Origin of the sequence: Romboutsia lituseburensis (assembly GCF_024723825.1) — a bacterium.
In the GTDB taxonomy this organism is placed as follows: Bacteria; Bacillota; Clostridia; order Peptostreptococcales; family Peptostreptococcaceae; genus Romboutsia_F; species Romboutsia_F lituseburensis_A.
This window is the reverse complement of record NZ_JANQBQ010000001.1, coordinates 381,402-398,748: the sequence shown is the minus strand read 5'-3', so window position 1 is coordinate 398,748 and position 17,347 is coordinate 381,402. Positions and strand designations below refer to the sequence as shown.

The following is a 17,347-nucleotide window of genomic DNA, read 5'->3' as shown; positions in this document are numbered from 1 at the left end:
AAATATTCAATAAAAGGAGTTCTTAATATGATAAATAATATAAACGTAACTAACAGCATAAAATTAAATATATATTATTACTTTAGCTATTTTAGTTAGGTTTGTATTTATGATAGAGATAAATCATCGTAGATACAGACCCATTAGGTTATGTATCTATGATGGCTAAAGATAATTATAATGTAGCCACATAGATAAAATACTATGTGGCTTTTTTAATCCTAGGCAAAAACTAAGCCACATAGTATAACTATGTGGCTTTTTTATATATAAATAAATAGAAAGAGGTAAGATTATGAAAAAAAATATAGACATTCTTATTATTGGATTCGCTTTGTTTTCAATGTTCTTCGGAGCAGGTAATTTAATATTCCCACCATACATAGGTATGACATCTGGTACCGGTTGGTTAACAAGTTTTTTAGGATTTGTAATTGCTGATATAGGTATTATATTATTGTCAATTAATGCAGTTGCAAGAGCTGGTTCTTATCAAAATGTAGCCGGAAAAGCAGGAAAGAAATTTGGATTAAGTTTAGAGTTTATTATGATGCTTTGTCTAGGACCGATATTAGTTATTCCAAGAACAGCCGCAACTACTTTTGAAATGAGTATTGCTCCACTATTTGGATCATTTAATCCTATTGTATTCTCTATAATTTTCTTTGCTATAACATTTACGCTTACTGTAAGACCAACTAAAGTTATGGATATTATAGGTAAGTTTTTGACACCTGTCCTTTTAATTGCTCTTATTTTCTTAATAGGTAAAGGGGTTATCTCTCCTATAGGGGATTTAAAATCTCTTTCTCATTCTGATAGGTTATTTGCTACAGGACTTACTCAAGGGTATCAAACAATGGATGCTTTAGGTATAGGAGGAGTTGCAGCGCTTATTATGTCTTCATTCTTTAATAAAGGTTATGTAGATAAAAAAGAAAATGCTAGTTTGACATTAAAGGCTTCTTTAGTTGCAGGTTGTGGGCTTATACTAGTATACGGTGGATTAACTTACTTAGGTGCTACAGTTTCTACTATTTATGATCAATCTATATCTCAAACTACTTTGTTAATTAATATAACTCATAGTCTTCTAGGTTCTACTGGTACATTGTTATTAGGTATAGTCGTTGCATTTGCTTGTCTTACTACAGCTATTGGATTAACATCTGTTACAGCTAAATACTTCGAAGATGTTTCTAATAAAAAAATAAAGTATGAGCATATAGTTACTTTAATATGTATATTTAGTGCTGTTGTTTCTAATCTAGGAGTTGACAAAATTATTTCTATAGCAGTTCCTATATTAACAGTTTTATACCCTGTATCTATAGTGTTAGTGTTAATGAGTTACTTCAAAAACATACTAACTAAAAATTCAACATTTAAAGGTGCGGCTTATTCAACATTGATTGTAAGCATACTTACTGTCTTAGATACATTAGGCTTAAATTTAAATTTTGTTCATTCTTTACCTTTTGCTGAGTTAGGTTTTAACTGGGTTTTACCAGCTATAATTGGAGGTATTTTAGGAACGTTCCTATTAAAAGATAAAGTAGAAATTATAAATGAAAAAATTTCATAATTAAAAAAGTGCTAAATACTAAAATTAGTATTTAGCACTTTTTATTTCAATTTACCGTTAATGCTTTTCTGCCCATCATAATCCATACATTTAAAAATTTTTTTTTGGTAATTTTTTTATCTTTTTCATTTGTTAATGGATCATTATAGTATATATTATTTTCATCAAATCCAGTTAATGTTACTGCATGAGTTGAAAAAGTTGCATTTATTTTGTTTCCATCAATATCCTTCCACTGCACCCAATCTACATTTTCTCTAAATTTAGATGTTACCCAAACAACTATTGGCCTATCTGATGCCAGTATGCTTTCTAGCTTGTCAAGACTACATCCTGTTAAATCTAAGGCACCTTTTGAGTAATACATTTGTATTAATTCTGATAATGGCTTAGGATTTATAGCATATCCCATATTATTTTTACCAGTAACATCACCTACGAACCCGTATTCTGGGTTTCCCCATAATTTTATATCTCCAGTATCATCAGAATATATATTGGTTTTATCTTTTTTCATGTGATGTGCTAGGGTTAACTTATCTATATTTATACCTTTATATTTTAATAGCATAGCTAGACTAGTAACCTCACAACCATTTTCTAACTCTGTTAACTGACTTATCAATGAAACATCCATTTTACTTTTCCATGATTCATATATATTGTTAGTTTCGTCTATCTCTATTTTATAAATTAAATTTTTTTGTATTGACTTTATACAATAAAACAAACTAATTGTTATAATAAATATAGATAATAAACTAAATAACTTGTTTACTAAACTTTTAATAGCTATCTCCCCTATCTTAATTTTATATATAATTATTTATATATTTTTATTAAATAATTAATGCATAAAAAATTAAATTTTACCTTTGATAGCTATTTAATTGTTGATAAAATGTAATCATAAGACCTGCACTACTTTCTTGTGCTAACGTTATACATTTAATACCAGTTAATAAAAACTTTTTCTTTAAATCCTTTATTTTTTTATATTGAGCATCTATTTCTAAAGCATTAAATCCATTGTAATTTAAATATTCCTCTATATTATTTAGTATAATAGGTGGATTTTTAGATTGAAACTTTTTATTTTTTTTATAATTTATTCTTATATATCCTTCAAATTGAATATGATTGTCAAGTACAGTTACTTTAGCATGCTGAGGTACAGTTAAGTCTTGCACTAAATGACTTGCCGCTCCAAATAAAAACATACTCTTTGAATAATCACCGTTATTATAGTAACTAATTGCATTATTATAATACTTCTGAGCTAAAGTTAATGCATTATCTTCTGATCCAAATTTATTTTGAGGGTTATTAGGATTATAAAAATGGTAATAAGACTTAAAGTCTTGGTCAGCCCAAACTATACCTTTATTAATCTCTATCATATGTTTGCTAAAAAAATTATATTCTTTTTCATATCCATATTGATTTAAAAGATTTAGAGCACTTTTTTGAATAAATTTGTGAACTTCACAGTTTGTTTTTATAATTACTTTCTTAAATGGATTTAGAACCTTAAAGGTACCATTTATAGTCGCTGAATAAGCATTTTCTAATGGACTTCTCACATATATCACCCGCTATATTCTAATTATTGATCTTATATAATATGATTTAGGTTCTAGTTTTGATATAGAACTTATTTAATTATACAGACTATTCTATATTTAATATCTAATTTGTATTTTTTATTTTTTTCCAATATACTTATTAGAATGAGATTATTTTTTTATTTCAATTCAAAAAGGGGGATCTCTTAAGTTTATGGAAAATTTAATTTTATCTGTTAATGTTATACTTCCGTTGTTTTTTACAATGTCTCTTGGATATATAATAAAAAAAATTGGTCTGTTTAACTATATTACATTAAAAACGATGAATAGCCTTACTTTCAAAGTTTTTCTACCGTCATTATTATTTTATAATATTTATAAAACAGACTTGAAAACAGCATTAAATTTAAAATTAATGCTATTTGCAGTTACGTGTATAATTTCTATTTTTTTATTGTTATGTTTCCTTACACCATTTATAGAAAAAGATAATAAAAACAAAGCTGTACTTATACAAGCTATTTTTAGAAGCAATTTTGTTATTTTTGGTATACCTGTAACAGTATCTCTTTTTAACCAAGATGCTACAGGTATTGCATCCATGCTAATTGCAGTTGTAATTCCTACATTTAACATTTTATCAGTTATTGGTTTTGAAATATTTAGAGGCTCTAGTATAAATTTCAAAAATATAGCTAAAGGTGTTGTTTCTAATCCTTTAATTATAGCATCTGCTGTTGGTGTAAGTTTTCTTGCTTTAAATGTACAGTTACCTACTGCAATAGATAAAACTATCTCTGATCTTTCTAAAGTTGCTACACCTCTAGCTATTTTATTATTAGGTGGCTCATTTGAATTTAAGGCTTCTACAAAATATTTAAAACAACTTGTGCTTGGGGTTCTCGGTAGGTTAATTATTGTCCCATCTATATTTTTACCCATAGCTATTTCGCTAGGGTTTAAAAATGTTGAACTTGCTTGTCTTCTAGTAGCAATGGCCTCTCCTACTGCCGTTTCTTCATTTACTATGGCTGAACAAATGGACGCTAATAGCGAACTTGCTGGTCAACTTGTGGTATTTACCTCTGGTTTGTCAGTTATTACTGTATTCTTATGGATATTTATTTTAAAACAACTCTGTTTTATATAAATAAAAAGAAGGTAATTATTAAATTACCTTCTTTTCATTTATATAAATTCTAGCTAAATTATTATACAGTTTTCACATCTAAATCTAATAGTACGACTTTGTTATACTCTATGCTTTTCTTTACATCAATAATTCTTTGATTACTTGATCCTCTTAGCTTTATTGATAAGTTTTTATTTTTTTCTTCAAATTTTCCATCAATTAGTATATTTATATATTTTAAAATATCCTTTTGCTTTTCATTAAACTCATCTAATACATATCCAGTCCAAATATATATTAGTTTATCTGGATAAACTTCTTTAAATACTTTACAAATATTTATTATTCGATCTATGTTTTGAGGACATAATGGTTCCCCACCCAATATAGATAAATTCCTTTTTATATTATTTTTATCTATATTTTCAATTATAAAGTTTAAATCTTCATCTTTAAACTCTTTTCCCCCGTTAAAATTCCAAGTTTCTTTATTAAAACATCCTTTGCAGTGATGTGGGCATCCTTGAGTCCAAAGTGACATTACTATTCCTAAACCATTTGCTATATCATTTAGTTTTATCTTAGAAAACCTCATTTACGCCCTCCTCTTTCTATAGATGTAGTACTCTTTGTCCAATTTCTTGTGTTCTACCTTTACCCCACATATTGGCTCCAATGTAACCACAAGTCCTTCTCATTACTTGCATCTCATCTTTATCTCTATTGTTACAATTTGGGCAATGCCATACCAAATCATTATCAAGTTTTATTTCACCTGTATAGCCACACTTATAGCATATATCTGGCTTTGTATTTATTTCTGCATATTGTATATTATGATAGATATAGTTTATTATCTGCTCAACAGCTTCTAAGTTTTTACTCATATCTGGAACCTCAATATAACTTATACATCCACCTAAACTTATATCATGAAACTGACTTTCAAAACTAAGCTTATCAAAAGCATCTATTTCTTCACTGACATGTACATGATAAGAGTTTGTATAATACATTCTATCTGTAACATCTTTTATTTCTCCAAATTTTTGCTTGTCTATCCTACAAAATCTTGAAGTCAAGCTTTCCCCTGGTGTTCCATAAAGTCCAAATCCAAGTCCGGTTTCTTTTTTCCATTGTTGGCAGGTATCATTTAAATGATTCATTACCTTTAATGCAAACTCTTCACCATCTTTTGTTGTATGGCTAGTACCTAACATAGCTTGAGTCATTTCATTAACGCCTACATATCCTAATGATAATGTTGAGTATCCATCTTTTAGAAGTTTATCTATCTTCTCACCCTTTTTAAGCCTTGCAATTCCACCATGTTGCCAATGTATTGGAGATACATCTGATATTGTTCCTAATAACAGATTATGTCTTACCATCAAAGCTTCTTTACAAAGTTTTAATCTTTTATCTAATATTTCAAAGAACTTGTCCATATCTTTTTCAGAACTTAATGCTACTTGTACTAGGTTTAACGATATAACTCCTTGGTTGAATCGTCCATACCATTTATAGTTCCCATTTTCATCCTTCCAAGGACTTAAATGAGATCTGCATCCCATTGGTGGAAATGCATTACCTTCATAGTTCTTTTTCATTATTTTTGCACTTTGATAATCTGGAACTAATCTTTTTGTATTACATTTGGCTGCAAGTTTTGTTATATAATCATATTTTCCACCTTCTAGGCAGTTATGCTCATCCAATAAGTAAACTAACTTAGGGAATTCTTCTCCGATTTCTTGTCCTTTGTAGTTTTTCATTCCTTCTAATCTTTGCGATATCATTTCTTCACAAATTAGTGCCATTTCATATTCATATTCATTGCCTTCTTCTATTTCTAAATAAATAGTTGAAAATGGAGATTGACCATTGCTAGTATATAATGTAGATAATTGATATCTAATAGTTTGTATTCCAGCTTTCAAATCTTCCTTCATTCTATCATTAGCTAAATCTTTAGCCACTTCATTTCCATATTTTATACTGTATTTATTAAAGTATTTATTATATGACTTTCTTAAATAAGGTGCTATATGCTTTATAGTTATTGAGTTTCCTCCAAATTGACCACTTGCTATTTGAGCTATTATCTGAGTAACTATAGTACAAGCTGTTGGGAATGTATTTGGAGATTCAATTAACTTATTGTTTATTACTGTACCATTATCTAACATATCCTCTAAATTTATAAGCATGCAGTTATGAATTGATTGCATAGCATAATCCATATCGTGGTAATGAAGTACTCCTTCATCATGAGCTTGAACAATATGTGTTGGTATTAATTTTCTTCTAGCTATATCCTTTGATATTTCCCCTGCAATTAAATCTCTTTGAGTTGCCGCAAGAACTCCATCTTTATTTGAATTTTCATTTATTATTTCTTCATTGCTTCTATCTAAAAGGCCTAAGATGCTGTCATCAGTTGTATTTACTTCTCTTTTAAATGATTGTACCGCTCTATATCCTTCATATGCTTTAGCTGTTAATTCTTGTTTATAATTTATAAGCTTTTTATAAACCATTTCTTCTACTTGGTAGACAGTTGGAGAAATATTTTTTTGAACGTAATAATCTTCTATCTCATTAGCTATCATTTTAGCTATTTTTTCTTCGTATATTCCACTTCCATATTTCATTGCTTTTAGAATTGCATTTTCTATTTTTTCTTTATTAAATTCAACACTCTTTGAATCTCTTTTTATTATACTTAACTGTGTAATCATAAATTTCTCCTTATGCCTAGTGAATTTCTTATCGTTATTTTAAACATTAAGAATTTACTATATGTAGTAACACTTTGTTTATTTTATACTATATATAGTAATTAATCAAGTTCATTATTGTAAATTAAATCAAAGATTAACCTTATATATACTTAATTTTTTATACCCATTTTTTTCACATATAATTAATAATTTAGCGTTTATTTTCACTATATATTAGTGGACATTCAAAGTGCTTAAAATTTAGTTGGTGTAATCTTTTAACATAAAAAAATAGTTATTTAAATTTAAATAACTATTTTCTTATAACCTATGTATATATATCAGAAAACTCAACTTCCATACTAACTATATTATTTAAGTAATCATTATGAGAATATATATGCTTCTCTCCATTTTCTATAAATACATCTGGAAAGTTAATTATAAATTCACTACCTTTTCCTATTTCACTTTTTACATGTATAGATCCATTATGTTTTTCAACCAAAGACTTTACCAATGATAACCCTATTCCACTACCTGCTTGTTCCTTTTCAAATTTATTTTTCACTTGTTCAAATCTTCCAAATATACTTTCTAATTTATCATTAGGAATACCTATACCATTATCTTTTACTATTATCTGAATATCGTCATTGCAATTTACTATGACTTCTATAACTCCATCGGGTTTATTAAATTTTATAGCATTTGAAATTAAATTTAACAGTATTCTTTCTATATTATCTTGATCAAAAGCAATTATTTTTTCTTCTACATTTGTATCGAATATTATATTCATTTCATCATTGTTAACAAATTCACGAATGGACATACATATATTTTCAACACAACTTACAATATCTCCATTTTGGGGATTGTAGCTAAAATGGCCTAAATCTAACTTTGTTGTATCTATTAGGTTATTTACGAACTTAAGCATTCTTAACCCATTTTGATGTATTCTATCTAAGTATTTATAAAAATAATTAAAATTTTCTTCATCTAATTTGTCTATTTTAATACCTATAACTTGAAGAGAACTTAATATCAAATTAATAGGAGCTCTAAGCTCATGAGATAAATTTTCAAAAAAATCCATTCTTAAACTTTCTAGTTCATGAGCCATTTTTTTACTTTTAGTTACATCACTAACTATTCCTATTTTTTTTACTATATTTCCATTCTCATTAAATATAGGTACAAATTTGCACCATAGCCATTTTTCTTTTCCATCTTTAATAACTTTTAATTTATCTATAGATATGTCTTTAGAATTATATCCTTTTGGTGTTTTTTCAAAAACAACCTCATCCCAATATTCATACCAATTATTTATATCTTCATATACACCCATTTCTTCTGGATTTATGCCATAAATTTTTTCAAATGAGGGACTTATATATATTGCTTTTTTTTCATCCATAACAACTATGGTATCATCTAAATTGTTTGCAATTTCTAAAAACATCCTTTCGTTTTTTTCTATACTCTCTCTTAATATCACTTTATCAGTTATTTCCATAGAAATACCCATTGTACCTAGAATGCATTTATTTTTTTCATCTGTATAAGGCCATTTAGCAGTTTCAAAATGTCTTTTTTTCCCATTAAAAAATTCTACATCTTCACATGTATATAATGAATTTTCTTTTAAAACTTTATTATCCTGTCTCTCAAATTTATCAGCAATGTGCTTTTCAAATAATTCATAATCCTTTCTTCCTATAATTTCTTCATATGGTAAATTTATCAATTCGATATACTTATCATTAACATCTAAGTACACTCCCTCTCTATCCTTTATCCAGGCATGAATTGGAGATTTTCTAAGTATAGAAGATAGCTTAAATGACTGTTTGCTGAGTTTATTGAATCTGATATGGAATTCATCGTTGTCTGTATTATAGATTTCTATATTTAAATACAAATCTATATGACTAATATATTTTACAACTGTACTTTTCTTTTCATTTATTGCTTTTTCAAAGCACATACCCCATTCTTTTTTTTCTTTTAGGCTTAATTCATTTATAATTAATTTGTTTATAACATCATTTTTTCTTACTTCAAAAAATCTCTCGAACGATTTATTTACATCCCTTACTATCAACCCTAGATATGCTCCATTTGTTTCTCTAACAAGCTTTGCATGCATATAAGCCATGGGACTATCCTCTATCATTGCCCTATATATGTTTTGTTCCATAATCGCCCCCTATATCCCCCTCTAATTTTAATATAATTTTAATTGTTTTTATAACAAATTTCAATAAATTGTAAAATTATTTTACTATATTATAAAAATTAAAAGCTATTATAATTACCATACAGAATATAAAAATGTTTTTCACTTTGTTTTTATCAATTTTATTTGAAAAATAACTTCCTAAAAAACCACCACTAACACCACCTAAAATCATGTATATTAATACCTCTAGATTGTAAACTCCAAACCCTTCTCCAAGTAATATACTTAATAACTTAGATCCTTGTGAAAAAAATATTATAAAAATAGAATGAATAGCACTTTTTTTTACATCCATATCTAGTAAATACATTAAAACTACTACATTTAATGGACCTCCTCCTATACCCAAAAATGATGAAATCGACCCAAGTACTATACCATAAATAAAAAACTTCATTAATTTTTTTATATTATTCTGTAAATCATATCCATATTCATTATTTCTATCATCATTTAAATTATAAACATTATTTTTTCTCTCTTTAGTTTTTATTTTATATGCATTTATTTTTTTCTCATTTATATATAGTAGTAAAACTATAAACATAAGTAAAAATAAAATAATAGACTGAAGTTTTTGAGCTATTATGTTATTATTTATTACTTTTAAATATATGAAAAAGAAATATTTACCTATAAATCCACCTAAAATAGATCCTGTGGCTAGGCATATAGTTTTTTTTCCTTCGAGCTTTACTTTATTTTTTAAACTTTTACCTAATGATACAATAGACATTGAAAAAACTGTAAAGCTTGACAAAACCCCTATAGTCGGCAAACTATAATTTCCTAGCGTATCTAATACAGGTTTAATTATAACGCCTCCTCCTAATCCTGATATTGCTCCTACTGTTGTAGATACTAATCCAACTAAAAAATATACTATACTCATAATTTACTCCTATTAGCTTTTTATTATATGTTAATATTACCATATATTTTTATAAAAAAAACAAAATGAGCTATCTTAAATAATCATAGATAGCTCATTTCATTTATGATGTTCTTTTATGGACACTTTTTTCTCCTTTTGCAACATTTAATATTTTATCTTACCTCATTTATCTGCAAATTGAATTAAGCAAGTAATCAAATTCATTTATTCTTCATCATAGTCTGGTGTATAATTATATTCTATTTCACTTTCATAGTCTAAGTATAATAAATCAAGCATATTTTCCATATATATCCTCCTAATTAATTATATATTATTATTTTTAATGAAATTTTATTTTAGTAACTTTCATTCTTAATATAATATATGCAGGATAAATAAAAAAATTGCCAATTTTATAATATATTTTTTTAAATACACTCATTTAATGTACATTAAATGAGTGTATTTTGAAAGTTCTAATCAATATTTATCCATACTAGCTCACCCGGATGAAGTACTAATGTATCCATTAAATTACCTTCAATATATACATCTGTGCTTTGAACATCAAATGAGTTATTTATTATAGCCATTTTATTGACATCTAAAAAGGCAGCGCATTCAGTATTTATATTGCTTACATAATATTTTTTCATAATATCTTCTCTTTTTTTAACCCAATAAATACTTCTCAGAAGTAGCCTGCAATTTTCAGGATTATATGGAAGTCCACTAATATATACTGCTCTACCATTTCCATATGTATTTGAAGAAAGTGAAATATCACCTTTGTGCATAGATAGTATATCCACACTCTCTTCTCTTTTAAAGATACCCTCTTTACCTTCGCCAAAATCAAATGTCTCATTTAGTTCTTCTGTTATGAAGTGTTTTGTTTCTATTTCATGATATTTTCTATAAGACAGTCTGTAAGTCAGGTCTTTATCTACACCTAAAACATCGAATAGTTGAAAATATTTTCCTTGATTTTGATAAGCTGTAGGCTCACCTATTCCTATAAATCCACCACCTTCATATACCCACTTTCTTAATGTTGTTATTATTTTCTCATCAATCCAATTTTCACCACCACTCCAAGATGTCATTGCATCTCCTGCATTAATAATAACACCAATGTCTTTTGGCACTCCATTTTTTATATCGTCAAAATTAATAAATTCAACGTCAACTGGCATACCACTTAAACACTCTATAACACCAACGTATGAATATATTTCCTTATACCATAGAGCATGTGCAACTTGATTTGTTTGCCAACTTCTCAGCTTACCCCAACAATTTAGAATTGCTACTTTAAATGGAGCTGCATAAGCCTTAGTTCCTTTTATATTATTGTGTATTGTCCTAAATTCTTCGCATATTCGTTCTACTTCATCTATAAATTCAGGGAATTTAAGAGCTAGTCCTAAGTATCCACCATAGCCTATCCTATCAAGAGGCTTTCTAAGTATAGCACGTCTTGCTTGAGTCCAGTTTTCTTTAGCTTCTCCAACAGGATTTCCACCTTCTCTAAATACATCAGGGAAAAAATATGGTAGAAACCTTCCTTCTGTGTATTTAACTCCTGATATATCAGATATCATCCTCATAGTAGTTCCATTTCCTACTGATCCTACGACCGCATCTAAACCTATTGATTCGAAATATTTTCCATACGGCTCCGTTCCTATCCAATTATCACCTAAAAACATCATTGCTTCTTTTTTTGCACTATGAGCAATATCTACAAATTCTTTAGCATTAGTTGCTACAAATTTAGATTGAAAGTCTATAAAATCCAAATATTTTTTCGATGGTATCCTAAATGGAGAATTATAATATCCTTCATCTACTATATCTTCCGCTTTTAGTCTATATCCTTTTTCTTTTTCAAATTCATCTAGACACTGCTTACTTAGAGAAGATGAATATCCAAACCAATCAACAAATTTTTCTTTAGCTTGTTCATTATATATTAATGTAAAATGGTAAAAAAATGTTGTAAATCTAACTACATCAATTTCTGGATTTTCTTCTATCCAATTTTTCAGATATTTTTTCATGTGATTAAACGTTTCAGGATGCCTTCCATCATAAGGCATTTCATGAGGCTTATCTCCCCAATTATTAGTTAAATGATTGTACATTTGTGTTGGATCCCATATTTGGTATGCCAAAAAACTTACTGTATATTCATGAAAAGGTATCGCTTCTTTAATTGCTACATTTCCATTTTCAAAATCATAATCCCAGTTGCTACAGTTTAAAACATTTCCGGTTGTTCTATCAATAACTTCCCATAGTGATTTTATATCATCTTCAATATTGGGTCTAAATTGCTCTTTATATATACCTTTCATAATATCTATAGTTAATATTTTATCTGTTGCTATATTACTTTCACTTGTTATATATAATTGTTGCAATTGATTCATATGCTCTTTTGCCCATTTTTGATCATTTCTAGTTGGAAGATATGTTGAATACATTTTTAGATTTAAGCTTTTAAATTCACTCGATAACTTAGTACCATCACAATCCCTTATAGCATCCGCTCCCCATCTTTTTATTATTAATTTCATTTGGTCATCGATACCTATATCAGTTGGTATTGTTACTCTCCCCTTACTTTGCATAACTAAGCCCCCTATATTTTTAATAAAGACACCCTAAATTTCATTTATTTTAGGGTGCCTTTGTCCATTAATTTTTATTTATTCATAGCTTCTCTTAATTTTTCATTTGATTTATTCAATCCATCAGCCCAAGATGATGCACTAGTTTCTCCACTAAATACTGATCCAGCTTTATTAAATACTTCTTCTCTCATATTTATTTCCGTATTTTCTACTGTTTTCCACGCCTCAACAATTGGCTTTACTCCATTATCAAATACAGTTAAACAGTTATAGTTTGACTCTGGTATATATTGTTTAGCCATTTCTAGAGCATTTTTAGTAGGAACTACGCCTTGATTTAACTTAGCATTGGCTTCTACCATCTCATCACTATATAAAAATCTCATAAATTCTTTCGCTGTTTCTATATTATCTGAATTTCCAGGGATATACATTTCTTCTATCATTGTAGATACATATTGATCTGATCCCTCTTTAGCTGGTGGTGCAGTGAATCCCCATTTCCAACCATCTTGAACAGCATCTTTCATTTCTCCTTCATACCAGTTTCCATTAGGAGCAAATAAAGCTTCTCCTTTTAAATGTGCTGTTTGAGCCTGGATGTGACACATTGCTGGAGTTCCTTTTAATAGATATCCATCTTTACCTATTTTTTCTAATTTTTGAAGGGCGGCTTTAACTTCTGGTTTTTCCCATGCGCCTTTTTCATAATTAAATATATCTTGAACAGCTTTTTCTCCAGCTTCTGACGCTATAACCGGCCAAACAAGAGCTTCTAAATAACCTGGGTGCTGACCTTGGTATGTAAATAATGCTATACCTTCAGCTTTGGCTTTTTCGCCTAGAGCATAAAATTCATCCCAAGTCTTTGGAACCTCCCATCCCTTTTCTTCAAATAAAGCTTTATTGTACCAAAGACCAGTTACATTGTAATAAAGTGGTGCTAGATATACTTTGCCATCACCATATGGAGCACAAGATGATTTGTCTAACAATCCATCCATCATTTTCTCCTTTATAGGTTTATCCTCTCCTGGTGCTGGTTTTTCAAATACATCTGTCAAATCAGCTAAGTTTTTATCTTTTATTAAAGCTTTTGCGACACTCTGTGAATTTTGGGCACTATGATATATAAAGTCCGGAGAATTTCCACTTGCTATTTGTGGTCTTATAACATCCCCTATGTTTGGACTTGCATTTAATACAACGTCAACATCTGGATACTTAGATTCAAATTGTTTTTCAGCTTCTTCCCAAAATGCAGTTCCAAAGCCACCTTCAAATACAGCTACGTCAAGTTTACCTGAAACTTTCCCTTTATCTGGTGAAGTTTCTTCTCCTTTATCTCCCCCTGTAGAAGAACATCCTACAATTGACCCCATCACCATAATTGTCACTGCTAACAGTGATCCTACCTTTTTAAATGGATGTTTCATATAATATCCCTCCTATAAATTCAACTAAAACCCCTTTTTAGAAATCGTTTTCTTATTTGTAATTGTATATGTTTTATTTATATATACAAATATAAAATCTTTACATTAGTATGGATAATTATTACTACTTAAAATACTTTTCTCTATACTCACTAGGAGTTATGTTAAACTTTTTAGCAAATAGTCTACTAAAATATAATTGATCATGTATTCCTACACTTAATGCTGCATCCTTTACCCTAAAATTTTCTTTTTTTAATAGTTCCTTAGATTTTTCTAGCCTTGTATTTTTTATATACTCTGATATAGTTACATCTAATTCTTCTTTAAATATTCTACTCAAATAAGATTCATTCATATTTACAATTTTAGATAGTAAATCTAATGATAATTTTTTTTCTATATTTTCATTTATATATTTAACAATTTTTTTTATCTCAGGTCTACATACAATAATCTTAGAACTTACACTATACTCACTAACTTCTCTTTCATAATTTATAACATCAATTGCATCTTTCAAACTTTCACACTCTTTATGTACTATTTTTTCAAAATCCACATCTAAATACTGCTTAACATTTCTAGCTATGTTAGATATTAATATATTTATGTCTTGAGTATTTTTATTAGATTTTATGATTATTGAATACTCACTTCTATTTAAATTTATTAGTGTTAATAATTCTGAATTAATATATAAAGCACATGTACTTATAACATTTGCTATGAACTTAGTTATCTTATGCTCCTTGTCTATATTATCTATACTTGTGCTTAAAATCCTTAAATAAACAAACACATAATCAGTTAGATATTTTTGTTTTAATCTATCGTCTAACTTCAAACTATTATTTCCTTTTAAGTATTTTTCTAAGTATTCATTTACTATTAACTTTTCTTTTGAAATTTCTAATATATTTTCATTTTTAATCAACTTATTATCCTTAATAAGCTCTTCTTTAGCTTTGTTTAATACATCTAACAGCTCTTTTTTATTTATAGTAACTTTTAATAAATACTCAAATGCCCCATTCTTCATAGACTCTTTCACTAGATTAAAATCATCATAATTACTTAGCACTATTATTTTTCCTTCAAATTCTCTAGACTTTAATTGTTTTATTAATTTATTTCCGTCCATTTTAGGCATTTTTAAGTCGGTTATAAGTATATCAATTTTTTCCCTATTTATTAAATTTAAAGCTTCTATACCATCTTTTGCCACTCCAACTAACTCCATTTCATTTACTTTCCAATCAATTATAGATGTTAAAAAATTTCTTGTTATGTATTCATCTTCAACTATTAGTACTCTCATTTAATATGCCCCCTGCGATTTTAGGAATTAATATCTTTGTTCTAGTTCCTTTTTCTTTTGATGATATTATTTCAAACGTATATATACCTTCGTAGTATATATTTAATCTTTCTTTTATATTTTTAACTCCAATACCTGCGAACTTATCTATATCAAAACTTCCATCTTTAAGTTTATCTTCCGTTATACCTACACCATTATCTAATATTTCAAAGTATATAAATTCATCTTTATCGCAAACTATTATATCTATAAAATTTTGATTCTCATTTTCTTCAAAACCATGTAAAATACAATTCTCTACAATTGGTTGTAGTATAAATTTCAGTATTTTTTCATACTTTAAATTTTTATCTATATTAAACCTAACATCAAAAATATCTCCATATCTAATTTTTTGTATTGTAATATAATTAAAAACATTTTCGATTTCATCTTCTATATTTATAAAATCATCTTTATTCACTATGGTACTCCTAAGAAGCTTAGCCAAAGCTTCTAATCCATTAGCTACTATATTGTCTTGGTTCATCATTGCAACATATCTTAACCCGCCTAATGTATTAAATAAAAAATGAGGATTTATTTGAGCTTGTAGCATTCTTAGGGTGACTTCTCTCTTCTCATTTTCTCTAATTTTTATAGTACTTAATAGTGTTTTAATCTTTTTAGACATGTTGTTATATTTTTTCATTATGAATGATATTTCATCATTTCCTGTTATTTTCATATTGTCACCAATAGTATTTTCATTTATATTACTCATAGTATTTATAATTTCATTTATAGGATTTGTTATAGATTTATGTATTAACATAGATATTAGTATTGATAAGGCTATTACTACAATACTTACTAAAAAATATATTTTATATATATTAGCGCAGCTCATATATATATATTTATATGGTATTATCCCTATTAAACTCCATGATGCATATCTTATAGGGGTATTTGTTATTATGAATTTTTCATTATTTATTTTAATTATTTGTGTACTATTGTCTATGTTTTTGACTAACTTTATATAACCTTTATTTTTATGTTTTAATTCATTAGCTTTTCTAATTTCTTCAATAGATATTTCCTCATTATTAGTTACCATAATATTATTATTATCATCCATCAATACTCCATATCCATTAAAGTCTACGTTATAGTTATTAAACATCTTTACAATAACCTTTTCCTTAAGAGCCAAAAACAGATATCCATGAGTACTCTGACCAACTTTTATTGGCTTTGTTATAGCAATATAATTAGATTCACCTTTATTTATAGAAGTCCAATTTATAATTTTATTTTCTTTAATACCATTTTTTATTTCTTCTAGCTTCGTACTATGGTTTATATAGCTAAATCCCTCATTATAAACAACTTGAAAGTCTTCATCCAGTATTGTAAAATCTGCAATGTCTGATACATAGCTTGTACGTGATCTTATTAGTTGTGATAATTGAGTATAGAATTTCTCCTTTTCTTTGACTATAAGCTCATTATGATTTTTAATATCTTTTAATAAACTACTATTCCATATTATCTCATTTGTTATTGAATCAAATTTATCCATATAACCCCCTATTGCTTGTACAATTAAATTAGATGCTATTTTATCATTAGATATTATATTCTTTTCTATCAAGTCTATAGAAGTTGTATTAATTACAATAAATATAATAAATATAGGAACGATGGATAATGTTATAAATGACATCAAAAGCCTTTTACTTATACTAACTTTTCTTAGTTTTTTTGTTAAGATACTTGATATTTTCTTAATTGACAGCATATTTTTGTAGTTCATATAATTTCCCC

At 27.5% G+C, this 17,347-nt stretch carries 12 protein-coding genes; 2 read left to right on the top strand and 10 right to left on the bottom strand.

Translation table 11 applies throughout. The annotated features are described in order from the left end of the window. The first annotated feature begins 295 nt into the window (after positions 1-295). Positions 296-1,585, top strand: coding sequence for a branched-chain amino acid transport system II carrier protein (brnQ, locus tag NWE74_RS01940; RefSeq protein WP_258241556.1), 1,290 nt, complete (start codon positions 296-298; stop codon positions 1,583-1,585). Positions 1,586-1,631: 46 nt separating this feature from the next. Here brnQ and NWE74_RS01935 read toward each other — a convergent pair whose 3' ends face one another. Then, positions 1,632-2,222, bottom strand: coding sequence for a C39 family peptidase (locus tag NWE74_RS01935; RefSeq protein WP_258241555.1), 591 nt, complete (start codon positions 2,220-2,222; stop codon positions 1,632-1,634). Between the two features lie 232 nt (positions 2,223-2,454). Then, positions 2,455-3,168, bottom strand: coding sequence for a zinc dependent phospholipase C family protein (locus NWE74_RS01930; protein ID WP_258241554.1), 714 nt, complete (start codon positions 3,166-3,168; stop codon positions 2,455-2,457). A gap of 196 nt (positions 3,169-3,364) precedes the next feature. Here NWE74_RS01930 and NWE74_RS01925 point away from each other — a divergent pair, with 196 nt between their 5' ends. Next, on the top strand, positions 3,365-4,303 hold the full coding sequence (locus tag NWE74_RS01925; RefSeq protein ID WP_258241553.1) for an AEC family transporter: 939 nt from the start codon (positions 3,365-3,367) through the stop codon (positions 4,301-4,303). Between the two features lie 61 nt (positions 4,304-4,364). Here NWE74_RS01925 and nrdG read toward each other — a convergent pair whose 3' ends face one another. The 8 genes from nrdG to NWE74_RS01885 form a co-directional block, all read right to left on the bottom strand. Further along, positions 4,365-4,880 (bottom strand): anaerobic ribonucleoside-triphosphate reductase activating protein, encoded by a 516-nt coding sequence (nrdG, locus tag NWE74_RS01920; protein WP_258241552.1) that lies wholly within the window; start codon positions 4,878-4,880, stop codon positions 4,365-4,367. Positions 4,881-4,896: 16 nt separating this feature from the next. Next, positions 4,897-7,026 (bottom strand): anaerobic ribonucleoside-triphosphate reductase, encoded by a 2,130-nt coding sequence (nrdD, locus tag NWE74_RS01915; protein ID WP_258241551.1) that lies wholly within the window; start codon positions 7,024-7,026, stop codon positions 4,897-4,899. Positions 7,027-7,336: 310 nt separating this feature from the next. Then, positions 7,337-9,217: a sensor histidine kinase gene (locus NWE74_RS01910; RefSeq protein WP_258241550.1), complete on the bottom strand. Its 1,881-nt coding sequence runs from the start codon at positions 9,215-9,217 to the stop codon at positions 7,337-7,339. Positions 9,218-9,293: 76 nt separating this feature from the next. Then, positions 9,294-10,151 (bottom strand): sulfite exporter TauE/SafE family protein, encoded by an 858-nt coding sequence (locus NWE74_RS01905; protein ID WP_258241549.1) that lies wholly within the window; start codon positions 10,149-10,151, stop codon positions 9,294-9,296. Positions 10,152-10,612: 461 nt separating this feature from the next. Next, positions 10,613-12,772, bottom strand: coding sequence for a 1,3-beta-galactosyl-N-acetylhexosamine phosphorylase (gnpA, locus tag NWE74_RS01900; RefSeq protein ID WP_258241548.1), 2,160 nt, complete (start codon positions 12,770-12,772; stop codon positions 10,613-10,615). Between the two features lie 74 nt (positions 12,773-12,846). After that, positions 12,847-14,211: a carbohydrate ABC transporter substrate-binding protein gene (locus NWE74_RS01895; RefSeq protein WP_258241547.1), complete on the bottom strand. Its 1,365-nt coding sequence runs from the start codon at positions 14,209-14,211 to the stop codon at positions 12,847-12,849. A 124-nt stretch (positions 14,212-14,335) separates the two neighbouring features. Next, positions 14,336-15,532, bottom strand: coding sequence for a response regulator transcription factor (locus tag NWE74_RS01890; protein WP_258241546.1), 1,197 nt, complete (start codon positions 15,530-15,532; stop codon positions 14,336-14,338). Then, positions 15,513-17,336 carry a sensor histidine kinase gene (locus NWE74_RS01885; RefSeq protein ID WP_258241545.1) on the bottom strand — a complete coding sequence of 608 codons (1,824 nt, stop codon included), beginning with the start codon at positions 17,334-17,336 and terminating at the stop codon, positions 15,513-15,515. The genes NWE74_RS01890 and NWE74_RS01885 overlap by 20 nt, the downstream gene beginning before the upstream one ends. Positions 17,337-17,347: the final 11 nt, after the last annotated feature.